The sequence below is a fragment of the Gracilibacillus kekensis genome (assembly GCF_900143085.1).
GTDB classification, from domain to species: domain Bacteria; phylum Bacillota; class Bacilli; order Bacillales; family Amphibacillaceae; genus Gracilibacillus; species Gracilibacillus kekensis.
Map to the genome: position 1 here is coordinate 241300 of NZ_FRCZ01000004.1, position 19637 is coordinate 260936.

General features: G+C 37.0%; 15 protein-coding genes and 1 other annotated feature. Of the genes, 11 read left to right on the plus strand and 4 right to left on the minus strand.

Annotated features, from left to right (window positions below; all coding sequences use genetic code 11):
* The first annotated feature begins 20 nt into the window (after positions 1-20).
* Positions 21-518 (plus strand): P-loop nucleotide/nucleoside kinase family protein, encoded by a 498-nt coding sequence (locus BUC25_RS11385; RefSeq protein WP_073201996.1) that lies wholly within the window; start codon positions 21-23, stop codon positions 516-518.
* A 223-nt stretch (positions 519-741) separates the two neighbouring features.
* Here BUC25_RS11385 and msrA read toward each other — a convergent pair whose 3' ends face one another.
* Complete coding sequence (msrA, locus tag BUC25_RS11390) at positions 742-1269, minus strand: peptide-methionine (S)-S-oxide reductase MsrA (protein ID WP_073201997.1); 528 nt, start codon at positions 1267-1269, stop codon at positions 742-744.
* A 97-nt stretch (positions 1270-1366) separates the two neighbouring features.
* Here msrA and BUC25_RS11395 point away from each other — a divergent pair, with 97 nt between their 5' ends.
* Positions 1367-2257, plus strand: coding sequence for a 5'-3' exonuclease (locus tag BUC25_RS11395; protein WP_073201998.1), 891 nt, complete (start codon positions 1367-1369; stop codon positions 2255-2257).
* Between the two features lie 353 nt (positions 2258-2610).
* On the opposite strand, the gene gltC is transcribed toward BUC25_RS11395, so the two are convergent.
* On the minus strand, positions 2611-3513 hold the full coding sequence (gene gltC, locus BUC25_RS11400; RefSeq protein ID WP_073201999.1) for a glutamate biosynthesis transcriptional regulator GltC: 903 nt from the start codon (positions 3511-3513) through the stop codon (positions 2611-2613).
* A 127-nt stretch (positions 3514-3640) separates the two neighbouring features.
* On the opposite strand from gltC, the gene gltB reads away from it, so the two are divergent.
* The 3 genes from gltB (at position 3641) to BUC25_RS11415 (ending at position 10173) form a co-directional block, all read left to right on the plus strand.
* Positions 3641-8194: a glutamate synthase large subunit gene (gene gltB, locus BUC25_RS11405; protein WP_073202000.1), complete on the plus strand. Its 4554-nt coding sequence runs from the start codon at positions 3641-3643 to the stop codon at positions 8192-8194.
* Between the two features lie 16 nt (positions 8195-8210).
* Positions 8211-9707, plus strand: a complete 1497-nt coding sequence (locus BUC25_RS11410) for a glutamate synthase subunit beta (protein ID WP_073202001.1) — start codon at positions 8211-8213, stop codon at positions 9705-9707.
* Between the two features lie 118 nt (positions 9708-9825).
* Positions 9826-10173 carry a DUF4260 domain-containing protein gene (locus BUC25_RS11415; protein WP_073202002.1) on the plus strand — a complete coding sequence of 116 codons (348 nt, stop codon included), beginning with the start codon at positions 9826-9828 and terminating at the stop codon, positions 10171-10173.
* An 8-nt stretch (positions 10174-10181) separates the two neighbouring features.
* Here BUC25_RS11415 and BUC25_RS11420 read toward each other — a convergent pair whose 3' ends face one another.
* Positions 10182-10916: a CBS domain-containing protein gene (locus BUC25_RS11420; RefSeq protein ID WP_073202003.1), complete on the minus strand. Its 735-nt coding sequence runs from the start codon at positions 10914-10916 to the stop codon at positions 10182-10184.
* Between the two features lie 133 nt (positions 10917-11049).
* Here BUC25_RS11420 and BUC25_RS11425 point away from each other — a divergent pair, with 133 nt between their 5' ends.
* The 5 genes from BUC25_RS11425 (at position 11050) to BUC25_RS11445 (ending at position 16953) form a co-directional block, all read left to right on the plus strand.
* The gene (locus BUC25_RS11425; protein ID WP_073202004.1) at positions 11050-12126 is read left to right on the plus strand and encodes a branched-chain amino acid aminotransferase; all 1077 of its coding nucleotides are present in this window, start codon (positions 11050-11052) and stop codon (positions 12124-12126) included.
* Positions 12127-12183: 57 nt separating this feature from the next.
* Positions 12184-12403 (plus strand) — a binding site (T-box leader).
* Positions 12404-12458: 55 nt separating this feature from the next.
* Positions 12459-13586: a glutamate 5-kinase gene (gene proB, locus BUC25_RS11430; protein ID WP_073202178.1), complete on the plus strand. Its 1128-nt coding sequence runs from the start codon at positions 12459-12461 to the stop codon at positions 13584-13586.
* Positions 13579-14823 carry a glutamate-5-semialdehyde dehydrogenase gene (locus BUC25_RS11435; protein WP_073202005.1) on the plus strand — a complete coding sequence of 415 codons (1245 nt, stop codon included), beginning with the start codon at positions 13579-13581 and terminating at the stop codon, positions 14821-14823. The genes proB and BUC25_RS11435 overlap by 8 nt, the downstream gene beginning before the upstream one ends.
* Before the next feature lie 74 nt (positions 14824-14897).
* Positions 14898-15821 (plus strand): manganese-dependent inorganic pyrophosphatase, encoded by a 924-nt coding sequence (locus BUC25_RS11440; protein WP_073202006.1) that lies wholly within the window; start codon positions 14898-14900, stop codon positions 15819-15821.
* Positions 15822-16176: 355 nt separating this feature from the next.
* Positions 16177-16953, plus strand: a complete 777-nt coding sequence (locus BUC25_RS11445) for a class I SAM-dependent methyltransferase (RefSeq protein ID WP_073202007.1) — start codon at positions 16177-16179, stop codon at positions 16951-16953.
* Here the strand turns inward: BUC25_RS11445 and BUC25_RS11450 are convergent.
* Positions 16950-17474 (minus strand): DUF6944 family repetitive protein, encoded by a 525-nt coding sequence (locus tag BUC25_RS11450; RefSeq protein ID WP_073202008.1) that lies wholly within the window; start codon positions 17472-17474, stop codon positions 16950-16952. The two genes, BUC25_RS11445 and BUC25_RS11450, sit on opposite strands and share 4 nt — an antisense overlap.
* Positions 17475-17626: 152 nt before the next feature.
* Here BUC25_RS11450 and BUC25_RS11455 point away from each other — a divergent pair, with 152 nt between their 5' ends.
* Positions 17627-19636, plus strand: coding sequence for a beta-galactosidase (locus BUC25_RS11455; RefSeq protein WP_073202009.1), 2010 nt, complete (start codon positions 17627-17629; stop codon positions 19634-19636).
* The last annotated feature ends 1 nt before the right edge of the window (position 19637 follow it).

The window sequence follows — 19637 nt, forward strand, 5'->3', positions numbered from 1 at the left end:
TAAGCCTGGGAGGTTAGTATATGAAACGATTGGGAAAGCTATACTTTTTCTGTGGAAAAATGGGTGCAGGAAAATCAACTAAATCAAAACAATTGACTATAGAAAAACATGCAGTACTGATGTCTGAGGATGAATGGCTGTCATTTCTTTATCCAAATCAGATTGAAACATTTGAAGACTATCTAAAATTCTCAGCACAGCTTAAACCGTTGGTGAAAAAGCATGTCCAAAACATATTAAGTGTTGGTACAGATGTAGTGATGGATTTTCCGGCTAACACTCAAAAACAGCGAAAGTGGTTTTTGGATATGGTGTCAGAGATAAATGCAAGCCATCAACTAATTTTCCTTAATCTAAATAACGAGAAATGCTTACGTCATATTGCACAAAGACGTAACGAACAACCCGAAAGAAGGGCTTTTGACACGGAAGAGGTGTTTAATCATGTTACTAAATTTTTTGAAGCACCAGAGCCATCCGAGGGTTTAAATATTTTGGAATTAAGCGGACGAGAATAACAATGAGTTCAATGATTCCTGTGTATAGAGTACCTTCTATTACTGTATGGTACTCAATAAGATATAAAATGAAATGTGAGTACGAAAAGTCTCAAATATATATGTTAAAATCGATTTAAGGCTACAATAGTTAAACAGAGAGAGTCGATTATGGCAGCTCTATTTTATAAAAATAGTATGCCTAAAATACGGCATACTAATTAAACTTTGGCTGTATATATCATTAATCCCAATGCTTCTCAATAAATTCGTCTCTACCAGATTGTTCACGATCTAATTTATATTCCTTTTCATTTTTCTTATAAAACTCCTGATGATATTCCTCTGCAGGATAAAAGGTAGCTGCTGGTAAAATTTCAGTAACAATCTCTTTCTGGAATCTATTTTCGTTTTCTAATGCTTTTTTGGAATCTATCGCAAGTGATCGTTGCTCTTCATTATGATAAAAAATGGCTGTCCGGTATTGAGGACCTCTATCGTGAAATTGACCACCATCATCAGTTGGGTCGATTTGTGGCCAATATAAATCTAATATTTGTTGGTAATTAATTTTTTCTGGCTCATATGTTATCTGAACAGCTTCATAATGTCCTGTTGTTCCTTTTTTGACCTCTTCATATACGGGATTTTCGATATGGCCACCAGTGTAACCTGAAATAACACTTTCGACACCATCCCACTGATCAAAAGGCTTTACCATGCACCAGAAGCAGCCACCAGCAAATGTCGCTTTTTCGAATTTTTTATCCATCAATCTTTCTCCTTTATATTGCAAAATCTAAGTCTAGCATTTAATATACTAATTATGTATGTAGAAGTAAATTAATTAATCTTAGAAGGTGAATTGAATGACAAACAAATCAAATGTTTTAATTATAGATGGAATGGCGTTGCTGTTTAGAGGTTTCTTTGCAACAGCATTTACCGGTAATTTTATGGTAAATAGTAAAGGGATCCCAAGAAACGGATTGTTTGGTTTTCTAAATTACTTTTGTAATGCGATAGAAACGTTTCAGCCTACACATGTTATCTGTTGCTGGGACATGGGAAGTCAAACTTTTAGAAATGATTTATACAAAGGCTATAAGTCAAACCGTGATGCACCACCAGAGGAGTTGGTTCCACAGTTTGATTTGGCAAAAGATATTGTCTCTGCATTTCAAGTCCCCAATGTAGGAATTGTGGGGTATGAAGCAGATGATTGTATTGGTACTTTAGCAAAACAACTACAAGCAGATCATCAAGTGACAGTAGTAACTGGGGATCAAGATTTACTGCAGCTTGTAGACCAGCAGATCAATATTGCCATCATGAAGAAAGGACAAGGCAATTATGATGTGTTTAATATTGATAACTTTTATGAAAAAAGAGGGCTTACCCCAGCTCAAATTATTGAATTGAAAGGGTTAATGGGCGATTCCTCCGATAATTATCCAGGCATTAAAGGTGTCGGTGAAAAGACTGCATTAAAGCTTCTACAGCAGTATGAAACGATTGATAACATGCTAGCTGATAAAGATAATTTAACAAAAGGGATGCAAAATAAATTGGATCAATATGCAGAAGATCTTGAAATTTCTCGCAAACTAGCAGAAATATATACAGAGGTACCATTAACATTTTCGATTGAGGATGCCTTATGGAATAAAGATCACAGTAGTATCCACACCTTTTTATTAGAAGACTTAGAATTTAAGAATCCTGAACGCTGGTTAGGTAAATTACAAATGGCGAAGTAAACGAATAATATATATGTTCTACGAAAGAGGATGGGACATCACTTACGACAGAGGAAAGAATCGTTGTAACTCTTCTTAGAGTTAAGTCATTAAATCGTGAAAATGATAAAATAGCTTTGATCTAATGTAAGAATATTCTTCACAGGATAAGACTCTCGCTTAACGGGATAACTCTAATTATCCCGTTAAGCGAGAGTCTTATCCCGTCAAGAGAGGGTATTATCCCGTGAACATATCAATCACATATTGTTGTAGAATTAACCACGACATTTAATGTAGAAAATACCCAAAAAACGAACTACAAAAAGTTCGGTTTTTTATTTTGGCTAAATAACTCTGTTTTTTTATTCCGCTTATTGAAACCGTTGTAAAATAGAAAAGAATTCCTTAATAAACTCATAGAATACTTGTTCAGATGGAGCAAGCTTTCTGTTTTTTGGAATAATAATTCCTACAGTACGTTTTAATTCTGGATTCTGTATTGCTACTTTTGCACTGTAATATGGATTCAAATCGTTAAAAGCACTTTCCGGTAATAATGTGATACCAATACCTGCAGCGACTAACCCCTTAATCGCATCTAAATCTTCCCCTTGTGATGATATGTTTGGTGTAAATCCAGCTTGTTTACATCCATCTATTACTAATTGATGCAAAACATACCCTTCTGGAAATAAAACAAATGATTCATCATGTAAGTCTCTTAAGTTCACACTACTCTGTTCGGCGATAGGGTGTGAGTTTGGAACTAATGCATAAAAGCTCTCCGTAAATAAAATATCACCCAAGATATCGGGATGCTCTGTTGGTACAGGTCCCAAAAATGCAACATCAATTTCACGGTTTTCGACTGATTCAATTAAAAAGTTATACGATCCCTGTCGCAATTGGAAAGCAATTTTAGGATGTTTCTTTTTAAATTCCGATACCACTGTTGGTAACAAATTACTTGCTAAACTGGTAGGAAAACCAATTTTAATCGAGCCACGTTCTGGATCGATATATTCATCGATTTGTTTTTTTGCATGGTCGATTGCTTTTAATGCCGTTTTGGTATGTGTTAAAAATATCTTCCCTATATGTGTTAAACGCACATTTCTTCCTTCTCTTTCAAAGAGCTCCACACCTAGCTCTGCCTCTAAATTAGCAATTTGTCTACTTATAGCAGATTGAGCAACATGCAATTCCGCTGCCGCATCTGATACGTGTTCACGCTCCGCTACTTCAACAAAATAACGCAATTGACGTAACTCCACAGGTTTCACCTCATAATATATATCAGAATTAGAACAATATCATATTTATTATATATTGTTTCGATCAATAATAAAACTTACAATGTTAATAGACACCTTAAAGTATATTTGAATGGGGGCGACATATATGACGTATCAAGATTTGCCTAGTGCCCAAGGGTTATACCATCCGGATTTTGAACATGATGCTTGTGGTATTGGCTTATATGCGCATATAAAAGGGAAACAAACACATGATATCGTAAAAAAAGGTTTAGACATGTTATGCAAATTAGAACACCGTGGTGGACAAGGGAGTGATCCACTTACAGGTGATGGATCTGGATTAATGGTACAGATCCCTGATTCTTATTTTAGAAGAGTATGTAAAGACTTTCAACTACCAGCTGTAGGTCGTTATGGAGTTGGTATGTTATTTCTATCTCAAAATAAAAAAGAACAAGAAGAAGCGATCGATAAAATCAATCAATTAATTGAACAGGAAGGACAAAAACTAATCGGCTGGAGAGATGTGCCTGTAGATCCTGCAGACATTGGTAAAGGTGCGATTGATACATTGCCGAATGTACGTCAAGTATTTATTGAGGCGGCAAACGAATTAGAAGATGATCTTGCATTTGAAAGAAAGTTATATATTATCCGTAAACAAGCTGAAAATTGGGCAAATGAAAAAGAATATCGTTTTTATTTCCCAAGTTTATCAAGTAGAACGATTGTCTATAAAGGGCTACTAACGCCGGATCAAGTTGATAAATTTTATTTAGATCTTCAAGAGAAAGATTTTGTATCAGCATTTTCGTTAGTACACTCACGATTTAGTACGAATACATTTCCATCTTGGGAAAGAGCTCACCCTAACCGTTATCTCATTCATAATGGTGAGATTAATACGATGCGAGGAAATGTAAACTGGATGCGTGCAAGAGAACAACAATTTGTTTCGAAAGCGTTTGGTGAGGACTTGCAAAAAGTTATGCCGATTATTAATGGCGGGGGCAGTGACTCAGCAACATTAGATAATGCACTGGAATTTTTCACTTTAGCCGGACGTAAGCCAGCTCATGCTGCCATGATGTTGATTCCGGAACCATGGGAGAAAAATCCACACATGGATCCCAACAAACGTTCCTTTTATCAATACCATAGTATGATGATGGAACCGTGGGACGGACCAACTTCGATTACATTCACAAATGGCAAGCAAATCGGTGCAATCCTTGACCGTAACGGGTTGCGACCTGCGCGTTATTATGTGACAAAAGATGACTATATTATCTATTCTTCAGAAGTTGGTGTCATTGATTACGAAGAAGAAAATATTTTATTAAAAGAACGTTTAAGCCCAGGCAAAATGCTATTAGTAGATATTGAAGAAGGACGAATTATCTCAGATAAAGAGATAAAAGAGGAAATTTCAGAAGCTCATCCTTATCAAGAATGGTTAGAGGAACAAATTGTGCCATTAGAAGTGGATGCGGAAGATGATGCGTATTTAGATCCTCAGCTTCTACAAAAACAAAAAGCATTTGGTTATACAACAGAAGATGTCGAGAAATACTTGCTTCCGCTGATTGAAGGTGGAAAAGATCCAATTGGTGCAATGGGAAATGATATGCCATTAGCTGTTTTATCAGAACGTCCGCAAAGCTTGTTCAATTATTTTAAACAATTATTTGCACAAGTGACAAATCCACCAATCGATGCTTACCGTGAGCAATTAGTTACATCAATGTTGACATGGATAGGTGGAGAGGGAGATATTCTTGACCCGACAAATACAAAGGGATATCGAATTCGATTAGATTCGCCAATCTTATCTAATTCTCAGATCGAAAAATTAGAGAGCAATAAAATCGAAGGATTTCAGGCGACTGTGATCGACACACTTTTTACAAAAGATATGGGGAAAGCCCTTGATAAAGTGTTTACAGATGCAAAAGCAGCGATAAAAGCAGGAAGCAATATCATTATTCTTAGTGATAAAGATATGGATGCAAGTTCTAAGGCGATTCCTACTCTATTAGCTGTTAGTGGTTTACATCAGTATTTAGTGCGTGAAGGACTGCGTACAAAGGCAAGTATTATAGCACAAACTGGTGAAGCCCGTGAAGTACACCATTTTGCGACAATGCTGGGTTATGGTGTTGATGCGATTCATCCGTATTTAGTGTACCAAACCTATTATGAAACGATTTTAAACAATCAACTAAAAATGAATTTAGCACAGGTTCAAGATAAATTTATTAGTGTGGCAACAGAAGGTATTATCAAAGTAATGTCAAAAATCGGTATTTCAACAGTTCAAAGTTACCGTGGTGCACAGATATTCGAAGCAGTAGGGATCAGCAAACAAGTGATTGCAGATCATTTTACAGGTACGGCTTCACAAATCGATGGTATTGATCTAGACGTGATTCAAGAAGAAACAGAAAAACGTCATAAAGACGGTTATAAAAAAGCGATTGAACAGTCACTAGAATCAGGAAGTGATTTCCAATGGCGTCAAGTAGGTGAGCACCATGCCTTTAATCCAACAACGATTCATACATTACAATGGGCATGCCGTCGTGGCGATTACAAGTTATTTAAAAAATTCTCGAAAACGGCGAATGAAGAGCGAATTGGCTTTTTGCGTAATTTATTCGACTTCAAGAAATCGAATAGTATTCCAATTGAAGAAGTGGAATCCGTTGATTCGATTGTCAAACGATTTAAAACAGGGGCAATGTCATTTGGTTCGATAAGCAAGGAAGCCCATGAAGCATTGGCTATTGCAATGAACCGTTTAGGTGGAAAAAGTAATAGTGGTGAAGGTGGCGAAGATGCGGATCGTTTTACGGTTGATGAGAATGGTGACTTACGTTCTAGTGCAATCAAGCAGGTAGCATCAGGACGTTTCGGTGCCAAAAGCCATTACCTTGTGAATGCCAAAGAATTACAGATAAAAATGGCGCAAGGGGCAAAACCAGGTGAAGGTGGACAGTTACCAGGCATGAAAGTATACCCATGGGTAGCAGATGTTCGTGGGTCCACACCAGGCGTTGACTTAATTTCACCTCCACCACACCATGATATCTATTCGATTGAGGATTTAGCACAACTTATTCATGATTTAAAAAATGCCAATCGTGATGCACGTGTCAGTGTCAAACTAGTAGCAAAATCTGGTGTAGGTACGATCGCTGCAGGTGTGGCAAAAGGCAGTGCAGATGTTATCTCTGTTGTTGGTTATGACGGTGGTACTGGTGCTTCACCTAAAACAAGTATTAAACATGCAGGCTTACCGTGGGAATTAGGTCTTGCAGAAGCACATCAAACATTAATGTTAAATGGCCTTAGAGATAGAGTCATTTTAGAAACAGACGGAAAATTATTAACAGGTAAAGATGTCGTGATGGCTGCACTACTTGGTGCAGAGGAATATGGATTTGCAACAGCACCATTGGTTGTTGTTGGATGTATCATGATGCGTGTTTGTCATAATGACACATGCCCAGTAGGGGTAGCAACCCAAAACCCTGAACTACGCAAGAAATTTACCGGAAACCCTGACCATGTCGTCAATTACATGACATTCCTTGCCGAAGAAGTTCGTGAAATCATGGCTGAACTTGGTTTTAGAACGATAGATGAAATGGTTGGAAGAACAGATGTCTTGGAGGTTTCTGAACGTGCGGAGGCACACTGGAAAGCAAAACATCTTGATTTAACCACCTTATTATATCAAGCAGAGGGTACTCGTACCAATACAACAAAACAAGATCATAAGCTTGATCAATCATTAGACCTTAAATACATTTTACCGACTGTACAACATGCGATCGAAACAGGAGAAGCATTAGAAGCCTCTTTCCCGATTAAAAATACAGATCGAGTAGTGGGTACGATTGTTGGTAGTGAAATCTCGAAAAAATATGGTGAAAGAGGATTGCCGGAGGATACGATTAATCTTCATTTCAGAGGCTCAGCAGGCCAAAGTTTTGGTGCCTTTATTCCTTCTGGTATGACACTAACCGTAACAGGAGATGCCAATGACTATGTTGGTAAAGGTTTATCGGGTGGAAAGGTGATTGTACGTGCATCCGAAAAGTCTACCATTGATCCTGGTAACAATGTGATCGCTGGTAATGTTTCCTTCTATGGTGCAACTAGCGGGGAAGCTTATATTCAAGGATATGCAGGAGAACGATTTGCTGTAAGAAACAGTGGAGCCAACATTGTAGTCGAAGGTGTTGGAGATCATGGTTGTGAATATATGACAGGTGGACGCATTGTCATCTTAGGAAATGTAGGTAAAAACTTTGCAGCAGGTATGTCTGGCGGGATTGCTTACGTGAAACCTGATAATATCGAAAAATTCAAACGTCTATGTAACGATGAATTAGTACAGTTTGAATCACTTACAGATCCAGATGAAATTGAGGAAGTGAAAGAATTAATTATGAATCACCAAGAGTATACAAATAGTGATAAGGCTATGATTACCTTACAAAACTGGGAGGAAGAAGTAGTCAATTTCGTAAAAGTTATTCCTACTGATTATAAATTAATGTTACAACAAATCGAATGGTTTGAAGCTCAAGGTTTTTCTGAGGAAGAAGCGAGATTAGAAGCATTTACGGCAAAAAAAGAAAACAAAATGACAGTAGAAATAAATAGAGAAGAAATTGTGATGAAATAGAAAGGAGACAGATGATATGGGGAAAGCAACAGGTTTTATGGAGTTTGAAAGACAAACGGCAAATGAGCGTGATCCGTTAACAAGAATTCATGACTGGAAAGAATACTCTGCTCCTTTCTCAGATGAAGTAGCAAAAACACAAGGAGCACGTTGTATGGATTGTGGTACACCATTCTGTCATATTGGGATGGATATTGATGGGGCAACTTCTGGTTGCCCTGTCTATAACCTCATCCCTGAGTGGAATGATTTGGTGTACAAAGGGAAATGGAAAGAAGCTTTGGATCGTTTAATGAAAACAAATAACTTTCCGGAATTCACCGGGAGAGTTTGTCCAGCACCATGTGAAGGCTCTTGTACAGTAGCCATTAACGACCCGGCAATTACGATCAAAAATATTGAACAGAAAATCATTGATACAGGTTTTGAAAACGGCTGGATTCAACCTCGTGTACCAGTTAAACGTACAGGCAAAACCGTAGCGATTATCGGTTCTGGACCTGCTGGTTTAGCTGCTGCAGATCAATTGAACCAAGCAGGACACAAGGTAACGGTATATGAACGTGCCGATCGCGCAGGGGGACTTTTAACATACGGTATCCCTAACATGAAGTTAGATAAGGATGTAGTAGAACGACGTGTGCAGTTATTGCGTGATGAAGGAGTTACCTTTATATTAAATACGGAAGTGGGTAAAGATATTGCTGCTGACGAAATCAAAGAGCAGTTTGACTCCGTTATTTTATGTACAGGAGCTCAAAAGCACCGTGACTTACCTATCGAAGGTCGTGACAGTAAAGGTGTCCGTTTTGCGATGGATTATTTAACAAAAGCAACGCAATCGCTTTTAGATGACAGTTTTACTGTTGAAGGTGAATTGGATGCAGACGGAAAAGACGTTATTGTAATTGGTGGTGGAGATACAGGTGCTGACTGTATAGCGACAGCACTTCGTCAAGGAGCAAAGAGTATTGTCCAGTTCGGTAAACACCCACAATTACCGATTAAACGCTCAGATGATAATATGTGGCCAGCATTCCCACAAGTTTTCAGTTTAGAGTATGCTCACAAAGAAGCGAAAGAGAAATTTGGAGAGGATATTCGTCAGTATTCGATCCAAACGAAGAAATTCGTTACTGATGATAATGGCAAATTGAAAGAATTACACACAGTGGAAATGAAGAAAACACGTGATGAGAATGGAATGTTTGTATTTGAAGAAATTCCTGGAACAGAGAAAGTATGGCCAGCACAATTAGTATTAATTGCAATTGGCTTTGAAGGTGCTGAACATCCAGTACTTGAGGCATTCAATGTGAAAACAGAAAGAAATCGAGTGGATGCAGCATATGGAGACTTCCGCACGAATGTAGACCATGTTTTTGCTGCAGGTGATTCAAGACGTGGTCAAAGTCTAATCGTATGGGCAATCAACGAAGGCCGAGAAGTAGCTTGTCATGTTGATGAGTTCCTAATGGGAGAGACAGCATTGCCATCGGTTGCGAATATGTAAATAAAGTAAAGGATACAAATTGCAAGTTAATTTGTATCCTTTTTATTTGGAAAAATTCGAAGTAAAATAATATGAGGTTTGTGCTAATATATAAGTAAATGGAAAGTGGATGATTAATATGAATAAAATTCTATTACATGTAGAAGGGTTGGCAATATTATTATTAAGTTTGTATGGTTACTTTTATTTTGGTTTTAGCTGGATCTGGTTTTTTATTTTGTTGTTAAGCCCGGATATTTTTATGCTGGGATATCTGATCAATAATAAGGTGGGTTCGATGGTTTATAACTTCATACATACCTTAAGCGTCGCAATACTCATTTTTCTGATTGGAATATTTTTATCAAATTCAATCTTTTTAGCTGCTGGATTAATCTTGTCATCTCACATTGGTATGGACAGAATGTTTGGTTATGGCTTAAAATATCCTACTCACTTTAAAGATACTCATTTAAATCGTGTATAAAATATTACCTAAGTATGTCTTAATAGCGGAAATGAGTGTTTTCTCAGTCGGACTAAATCCCATGAGGAAATAAGTCCAATCGGCAATTCCTTACTATTACCTGTCTCAGTAATGATGATTGCTTCTAATTTTTGATTGTTTTCTATATATTTTTTAAACATGCTTTCAATTTCTATCACACTTGTTTCTTTTCGGGTTATGACTGTGTGCACATTATTTTCCATTTTAAAAAAGTCTCCTATTGCTTGATCGGATGATATTTTTTTGCCGCTATCCATATTTTCAGCAAACCAGTGAGCTATATCTCCATCAGTTAAAAGCCCAACAAATCGATCTTCGTGATATATTGGGTATTGGGAATAACCTTTTTTTATTAGACAATCCATTACTTTTTTAAATGGAGTATCTAAGGAGAAAAATTCTACTGGTTTAGATGCAATGGAGAGTGCAGAAGGAGGCTCTCTTAAAAGTTTAGCCAATGTTTCTAATTCATGGACCACTTCTTGATGCGGCTCTGCAATATAGAAATCCTCCTTAATTTTACGGTGCACAATTGCATTTCTTAATTTGCTGCATTGTTTTAAAAGGTCAAAATATTGCTCGATGACCGGATGTTGAATTTTTGCTTTAGTTAAGACTTCTGTAAAAGAAGCATGGTTATTATGTTCATTAACATAATCACATAATTTGTCGTGTATTTGGTTAAATGCTGTTTCAAATCTTTCGGATAATTCAAACGCCATGGTCATACTCCTTCAATTGTTTGAAAATTTTCAAATTTAATGGTTGTCATATTGACTTGTTTAGTAATAAAATATAGGTTATAGGTTATTTTGCCAAACATGTATCGAATTCATTCAAATAAGGAGTCTTTTTATGTCAGAGTACACAATCACTTATATTAAAAACGAACAACCAAAAGAAAAGCCGCAATCAGATCAGCTTTCTTTCGGAAAATATTTTACGGATCATATGTTTATTCAAGACTATAATCCGGAGAAGGGTTGGCATAATCCACGTATCGTACCTTATCAGCCATTAGTGCTAGATCCTGCTGCGATCGTCTTCCATTATGGTCAAACCGTTTTTGAAGGATTAAAAGCATATCGTACCAAACGTGATAAGATTCAATTATTCCGTCCTGATAAAAATATGGAACGCTTGAATCGTTCCAATGATCGAATGTGTATCCCTGAAATTGATGAAGAGTTTGCGATTGATGCGATTAAACATCTTGTACATATTGATCAAGAATGGGTACCAAATGCACCTGGCACTTCTTTATACATAAGACCGTTTGTTATTTCTACTGAACCATACTTAGGAGTATCACCATCTGCTACCTATCAGTTTATTGTGATTTTATCACCGGTTGGTGCGTATTATGAAGAAGGGATTAATCCTGTAAAAATTGCAGTTGAGAATCAATTTGTACGTGCCGTAAAAGGTGGTACAGGGGAAGCGAAAACAGCTGGTAACTATGCATCAAGTTTAAAAGCGCAAGAACAAGTAGCTGACGAAGGTTATGCTCAAGTTTTATGGTTAGATGGTGTCGAGAAAAAATACATTGAAGAAGTAGGTAGCATGAATGTATTCTTCAAAATTAATGGAGAAATCGTTACACCAGCTTTAAACGGCAGTATTTTAGAAGGTGTTACGAGGAATTCTGTTATCGAATTATTAAAACATTGGGATATCACGGTTAATGAACGAAAAATTACCATGGATGAACTTTATGATCATTATCAAAAAGGTGAATTAGAAGAAGCGTTTGGATCCGGAACTGCAGCTGTCATTTCACCAGTTGGAGAATTAGCCTGGGAAGGCAAGAAGATGCATATTAACAATGGTGAAACAGGTGAGATTGCCAAAAAGTTGTATGATACATTAACAGGCATCCAATATGGGGAAGAAAAAGATCCATTTAACTGGATTGTTAAAGTGAAATATTAATAAGCGGAAACACTTGAGTTTCTGGCAACTATTTTCTATAATAGCAATAGAATAAATAAAAAAGTTATGATTAGAGCCAGTAGTTGGTGAAATGGTGATAAGAGATTGGAATTCAAAGGCTGGGAAATTCCAACACCCAATACACGAATGAACCTACTCTAAGAACTGTTAAGAATAAACTTAATCGTCGCTCTGCGTTAAAGAGGTAAGTGGATCGTATCTAAAAATATGATCAACCTAAGGTGGTACCGCGGAAAAGACTCTTTTCGTCCTTTGTATGAAGGATGAGAGGGTCTTTTTTGATAGATGAAATAAACGAAGGCGTGAATAGGATGGCAAAAAAGCGAATCGTAGTCAAAATAGGGAGTAGTTCACTAACAAATAAAAATGGTGGTTTAGATTTGCTTCAATTAAAAGAGCATGCTCAAGCGATTGCCGCCTTAAAAAAAGAGAACTATGAAGTCATATTAATTTCCTCGGGAGCAGTTTCTGCTGGATTCTTTGATCTCGGTTACCCAACAAGACCTGTTACCGTTTCAGGAAAACAAGCAGCAGCGGCAGTGGGCCAAGGATTATTAGTGCAAGCATACACAGATGCCTTTCGTCAATATGGCATGGTGACTGCGCAACTACTTTTGACGAAAGATGTCTTTAGTAATGAAATGCAGTACAGTAATGTTTACGCCACCTTAACCGAATTATTAAAAAGAGACGTGATACCGATTATTAATGAAAACGACACAGTAGCCATCGATGAGCTAACGTTTGGCGACAATGATATGTTGTCCGCTTTAGTAAGCGGGCTGGTACATGCAGACTTTTTAATGATGCTAACCGATATTAACGGTTTATATGATAAGAATCCTAAGACAGATCCAACTGCTAAAAAATATCATCGACTACCAAAATTAACAGCTGAAATTCTGCAACAAACCAAACATGAATCAGGTTCTAAATTTGGAACAGGTGGTATGAAGTCCAAACTTCTTGCAGCCAAAACTGCTCTTTCTTTAGGTGTTCGCGTATTTGTCGGAACAGGTAAAGGAGAGGATAAGCTTGTCAGAATTATCAATAACCAAGGTGATGGTACCTATATTGGCGAAGAACTTACCAGTAGTTTTCGCAAACAAAAACAATGGATTGCTTTCCATTCTTCCGTTTCTGGAAAACTACATGTTGACAAAGGCGCAAGTGAAGCTATCTTACATCAAGGAAAAAGCCTATTACCAGCAGGTATTAAATGGGTGGATGGAGAGTTTAACGTAGGTTCGGTTGTTGAAATTGTCTTTGATGATGATGTAATAGCAAAAGGACAGGTGAATTATTCCTCAGAGGAATTAATTAAATCAAAAGGAGAATCGAGTAAGATTGCGATGGAACAATCAGCAAGAAAACGACCGGAAGTCATTCATCGTGACCGACTCGTTTTATCAATTAAGGAGGCCTATAATTATGAGTGATTTATTGCAAAAAGCTAAATTAGTACGTGCAACAACAACAGCTTTAGCTACCAATACGACAGAACAAAAGAACAGAGCACTGGAACTATTATCTGCACAATTAAAGGAACAAAAGACGTTTATTATCGAAGAAAATAATCGTGATATTGAACAAGGAAGAAATAACGGGTTACATGAATCGTTAATCGACCGTTTGATTTTAAATGAAGAACGGATCGATGATATGGCCGATGCTTTATTAGAGCTTGTTGAATTACAGGACCCTATCGGTGAAATTATGGAAGAATGGTCACGTCCAAATGGATTAAATATACAGAAGGCACGAGTTCCAATTGGAGTAGTTGGAATGATCTATGAAGCAAGACCAAATGTCACGATTGATGCAGCTAGTCTTTGTTTAAAGACTGGAAATGCTGTACTACTGCGTGGGAGCTCGTCTGCCATTCATTCCAATACAGCTTTAGTAAAAGTAATTCATGATGCCTTAAAACAATCTGAACTTCCAAATGATTCAGTCCAATTAATTGAGGATACAAGCCGCGAGACAGCATCTGAAATGTTTAAATTAAATGACTATTTAGATGTTTTAATTCCACGTGGTGGCAAGAAGTTGATTGACACTGTTGTAGCCAATGCATCTGTTCCTGTTCTCGAAACTGGAGCAGGAAATTGTCATTTATTTATTGACGAAACAGCGCAGAAACAAATGGCCATTGATATAGCGATTAATGCCAAAACACAAAGACCTTCTGTATGTAATGCAATAGAAACGATACTAGTCGAGAAGAAATGGGCAGAAAATAACTTGGAATCATTAATTACTTCCTTACAAAAAGCAGATGTGGAAATCCATGGTGACGATTTTGCTGTTTCAAAAGGCGAAAATATTATTGAAGCGACAGAAGAAGATTACGAAACCGAGTATTTGGATAACATAGTTGCTCTAAAGATTGTTGATTCTGTTCAAGAAGCGATTGATCACATTAACAAATATGGTACCCATCATTCAGAGTCAATTATTACAGAGAATGAGGAACATGTGGTAGCGTTTATGAATGAGGTAGATGCAGCTGCAGTCTATCATAATTCTTCCACTCGTTTTACAGATGGTTTTGAGTTTGGTTTTGGGGCTGAAATCGGCATTAGTACGCAAAAATTGCATGCACGTGGACCTATGGGGTTAGAAGCATTGACGTCTACAAAATACCTATTGCATGGAACTGGTCAAATTAAGTAAATAATTTTTCTTTGAGGATAATTCCTGTATAATAAAACTGGAACATATAAATGGTAAAAAAAGGAGTTTTAAACATGGCAAACACGTTAATTTTTGGACACAAGAACCCGGATACAGATACAATTTGTTCTGCAATTGCCTATGCCGAGTTAAAAACTGGTTTAGGTGAAGAAGTAGAAGCAGTTCGATTAGGAGAAGTTAATAACGAAACCCAATATGCATTAGATCATTTTAATCAATCTGCACCTCGAATGGTAGAGAATGTGTCAGATGAAGTCGACCAAGTTATTTTGGTAGACCATAATGAACGACAACAAAGTGCAGAAGACATTGATCGTGTGCAAGTATTAGAAGTAATTGATCATCATCGTATTGCGAACTTTGAAACAAAAGATCCGGTCTATTATCGTGCAGAACCTGTTGGTTGTACAGCAACGATTCTTAATAAGCTATATAAAGAGAACAATGTAGAAATAAAGAAAGAAACAGCAGGACTAATGCTGTCAGCAATTATTTCCGACTCATTATTATTTAAATCTCCAACATGTACAGATCAAGATGTAGCAGCAGCCAAAGAACTAGCGGAAATTGCAGGTGTCGACATTGAAAAATACGGTCTGGATATGTTAAAAGCAGGTGCAGACTTAAGTGACAAATCAGCGCAAGACTTAATCACTATGGATGCTAAGGAATTCGATATGAATGGAAGTAAAGTAGAAATCGCTCAGGTAAATACAGTGGAAGTTGACGATGTATTAGCACTTCGCAGCGAAATCGAACCGGCTATTGAGAAAACTGTTGCAGATAAAGGCTTAAAGCTATTTGTCTTTGTTATTACCGACATTCTTAACAATGACTCTGTTGTTCTTGCAGTAGGGGAAGCAGAAGACAAAGTAGCAAAAGCATTTGATGTAACACTTGAGAACAAAACAGCAACATTAAAAGGCGTAGTATCACGTAAAAAACAAGTCGTACCGAATTTGCAAAATGTATTTTAAACCGGCAAGTTAATGCATTAAAGGGTGTTAATCATGTATTGGTTAACATCCTTTTTCATAAGCAAGGAAAGATAATCTGCGGTAACAACGCTTTTTAAATGTAGCCATTTTGAAATATAGTAGATGTTACCCACCGCTCCGGCTGTCCACTTCCCTTTTACCACGGGCACAAGTGCAACATCTACTCAAGCAAGCTTTCGTAGTGTTTTCTATGCAGTGGCGTTTTCCCTTGGAAAGCGAAGTGGGTAAGCCATGGCGAGTATTAAGTCTATTATCCATTTCAAAATTACTACTAAAAGGAACAGGGAATTACCTGGTTTATCTTAAAAGAAATGACATATGGGAATGAAAAACAATGATTATAACAACAGCTTCTCGCAAACAGTTTAAATTGGAAAGAGATGCAAAAGCATTAGCGAATCAGTATCACTTGCAATATGTAGTGAGAAATCAACGTTCTTTAAGAAAATTAAAGCAAGAATATAAAACAGATATTCTTGTGTTTAGTCATGACGAATTATACATATCACCTATCGATTCCGATGAAAAAATCTTCTTCCATCCTAACCTCTCCATGATTCGTGCTAAACGTTTTATTAAAGGAGAAAGGGAACCATTTTTGGAAGTTACAAAGTTAAAGCAAGGGATGAGTTTTTTAGATTGCACACTTGGTTTAGCAGCTGATAGTATCATAGCCAGTATAGCTGTTGGAAATTCTGGAAGAGTTATTGGAGTGGAAGCAAGTAAAATGATATCTATGATTGTGAAGGAAGGATTAATGCGATTCGAAAGTTCGTTAGATTTTTTTGATCAAGCAATGAGGAATATTGAAGTACATAATGAGGACCATTATCATTTTTTGAAAAATGCAGCAACTAAAAGTATCGATGTCATTTATTTTGACCCTATGTTTCAACAAGAAATCAAAGAATCTGATGGTATAGCTCCTTTACGAATGATTGCCGTAAATACAGATCTTACGAATAAAATATTGTCAGAAGCAAGACGTGTCGCAAAACAACGGATTGTTCTAAAAGATCATTGGCAAAGTGAACGTTTTAGGCATTACGGCTTTACCCGGCATATTCGCAAAACGGCACAGTTTCATTACGGGACGATTGAATTACATTAAATTGTAACAGCTATTGCTGTCATTAGTGCTCCCGTTGCTTGAATCCAGTTGCCAATTGTATTCCACTCCATCTCACTATTGTTTCTTTGTGTTGACAAAGCTTGCATGCTGTTACCGATTACTTGTAACAAATTACCGATACCACTATACAAAACATTAATTGTTCGTTTTTTATTCCAGTCCTCCGAAAAGCTGATACTTCCTCCGAGTGCTTGAAGCAGGTTACCTTTTTTATTAAGTGCATTTTTTGTTTGTTTATCTAATTGTAGTATTAGTGAACTTATAACGGTGGTGTTACCTATTGCCTGGATTTCATTTGCGATATTTTCTAACTGTACTGAAGTAAGTCGTTCAACTTGAATAGCGTTTCCGGTTGCTTGTAGAGAATTTCCAATGATTTTTAAATCTTTTGTTGCGGAAGGTGTGATCGAAAAACTAGGTGTATTTGCTAAAGCAGAAATAACGGTGCCGATTGCTACTACCCATCCTCCAAATAATAGATTATCATTATCCTCTGACATAAGATCACCTCAAAAATTATAATATGAAAATTATCTCAAATTGCCTTGGATTCAAAATTGAAAAATAATAAATAGTTGATTATGACAACGTTTTCTTATAAGATGTACGTAATAGTTAATAAATATAATTAATAAAGATAGGAGAGATATATATGGTAAAGCAAATCAAAGAGGTCATGCCACATATAGCCTTTGGTGGAGATTACAACCCAGAACAGTGGGATGAACAGGTTTGGCTAGAGGATGCAAAATTAATGCAGGAAGCAGGGGTAAACCTTGTTTCTGTTGCGATATTTAGCTGGTCTGTTATCGAGCGAAAGGAAGGTCAATTTGATTTTGCTTGGTTAGATAAGGTTTTAGATATCTTACATAGTCATGGAATCGGAGTGGCTTTGGCGACTGCAACTGCTTCTCCACCAGCATGGTTATCCAAAGAATACCCAGAAGTATTAGCTGTACAAGAAAATGGTGTACCTTTCCAAGTTGGATCCAGACAGCATTATTCGCCAAATAGTAAGCGTTTTAGATATGCTGTTAAACAGTTAGTTACAGAAATGGCCAACCGGTATAAAGATCACCCTGCAGTTAAATTGTGGCATATAAATAATGAATATGGATGCCATCTAGCTGAGTGCTATAGTGAGGAAAGTTTGCAAGCGTTCCGTACTTGGTTAAAAGATAGATATCATACAATGGATAACTTGAACAAGAAATGGGGTACAAATTTTTGGAGTCAACGCTATAATGCTTGGGATGAGATTCAATTTCCAGCAAATTTACCAACTTTTTATAACCCGAGTCAGAAGTTAGATTACAAGCGTTTTATGGATGAAGCGATTTTTGAACTTTATAAAACAGAAAAAGAAGTACTTAGAGATATTACACCAGAGATCCCTGTTTTCACTAACTTCATGTATGAATTTAAACCACTTAATTACTTTGAATGGGCGAAAGATATGGATTTAGTAACCTGGGATTCCTACCCAGATCCAAGAGAAGGAAAACCATATCGACATGCAATGCATCATGACTTAATGAGAAGTTTGAAGCATGGTCAACCTTTTTATTTAATGGAGCAGGTAACCTCTCATGTGAATTGGCGAGATATTAATCTGACAAAAAAACCAGGAGAAATGCGACTGTGGAGTTACTCAACCGTTGCAAGAGGCGGTGACGGGGTCATGTATTTCCAATGGCGACAAGGTAGAGCTGGGGCAGAAAAATTCCATGGTGCAATGGTCCCGCACTCGAATAACCCTAAGAGTCGTACGTATCAGGAGGTTAAACAATTAGGGAACGAGTTAAAGCAACTTGATGGACTAGTTGATGCTAGAACTAATGCGAAAGTGGCCATTGTATTTGATTGGGAAAATTGGTGGGCAGTGGAATTAGAAGGAAAGCCACATAATAAATTATCCTATTTAAATCAAGTTTATCAATATTATCGCGTGTTTTATGAGAAAAATATTGCAGTAGACTTTGTAGATCCTACAAGTGATCTCTCAGACTACCAATTAGTTGTCGCTCCGATGCTATATATGATTCGAGACGGAGAAGAAAAAAATTTAGAACAATTTGTCGATCAAGGGGGTACACTAGTAGTAAGCTTTTTTAGTGGAATTGCTGATCAACAGGACCATATTCACTTAGGTGGATACCCGGCACCTCTTCGTAAGTTATTGGGCTTAACGGTTGAGGAGTTTGCTCCAATGGCTGATGAAGAAACTAATACGATTGTTGCAAATGGAGAACCGTCAACTGTTGATACATGGGCTGATATTATTAGATTGGAAGGTGCTAAATCAATTGCAACATTTAAAGAAAATTGGTATCAAGACTCTCCAGCAGTGACGATTCATCAGTATGGTAAAGGTAGTTCGATTTATATTGGTACCAATCCATCTGAAGCGTATGTAGATAATTTATTTGAGGGGATTTTGCAACAATTAAGTATTTCCGCACCTCTTTCAGTGCCAACTAATGTGGAAGTTGTGGAAAGGAAAAATAGTAATGAAACTTACCTGTTCATTTTAAATCACAATACGGATCCGGTAACGATTTCTCTGGATAAAGGTGTGACCTACACGAATTGCTTAAACAAACAAAAAGTTACAGATGAAATTCATATAGGTCATACGGATGTAGCAATCCTAACCTATTGAA

What these genes read in the sequence shown, in the direction of transcription:
- BUC25_RS11385 (WP_073201996.1), top strand. Translation starts at nt 21, where the DNA reads ATGAAACGATTGGGAAAGCTATACTTTTTCTGTGGAAAAATGGGTGCA.
- msrA (WP_073201997.1), bottom strand. Translation starts at nt 1,269, where the DNA reads ATGGATAAAAAATTCGAAAAAGCGACATTTGCTGGTGGCTGCTTCTGG.
- BUC25_RS11395 (WP_073201998.1), top strand. Translation starts at nt 1,367, where the DNA reads ATGACAAACAAATCAAATGTTTTAATTATAGATGGAATGGCGTTGCTG.
- gltB (WP_073202000.1), top strand. Translation starts at nt 3,641, where the DNA reads ATGACGTATCAAGATTTGCCTAGTGCCCAAGGGTTATACCATCCGGAT.
- BUC25_RS11410 (WP_073202001.1), top strand. Translation starts at nt 8,211, where the DNA reads ATGGGGAAAGCAACAGGTTTTATGGAGTTTGAAAGACAAACGGCAAAT.
- BUC25_RS11415 (WP_073202002.1), top strand. Translation starts at nt 9,826, where the DNA reads ATGAATAAAATTCTATTACATGTAGAAGGGTTGGCAATATTATTATTA.
- BUC25_RS11420 (WP_073202003.1), bottom strand. Translation starts at nt 10,916, where the DNA reads ATGGCGTTTGAATTATCCGAAAGATTTGAAACAGCATTTAACCAAATA.
- BUC25_RS11425 (WP_073202004.1), top strand. Translation starts at nt 11,050, where the DNA reads ATGTCAGAGTACACAATCACTTATATTAAAAACGAACAACCAAAAGAA.
- proB (WP_073202178.1), top strand. Translation starts at nt 12,459, where the DNA reads ATGGCAAAAAAGCGAATCGTAGTCAAAATAGGGAGTAGTTCACTAACA.
- BUC25_RS11435 (WP_073202005.1), top strand. Translation starts at nt 13,579, where the DNA reads ATGAGTGATTTATTGCAAAAAGCTAAATTAGTACGTGCAACAACAACA.
- BUC25_RS11440 (WP_073202006.1), top strand. Translation starts at nt 14,898, where the DNA reads ATGGCAAACACGTTAATTTTTGGACACAAGAACCCGGATACAGATACA.
- BUC25_RS11445 (WP_073202007.1), top strand. Translation starts at nt 16,177, where the DNA reads ATGATTATAACAACAGCTTCTCGCAAACAGTTTAAATTGGAAAGAGAT.
- BUC25_RS11450 (WP_073202008.1), bottom strand. Translation starts at nt 17,474, where the DNA reads ATGTCAGAGGATAATGATAATCTATTATTTGGAGGATGGGTAGTAGCA.
- BUC25_RS11455 (WP_073202009.1), top strand. Translation starts at nt 17,627, where the DNA reads ATGGTAAAGCAAATCAAAGAGGTCATGCCACATATAGCCTTTGGTGGA.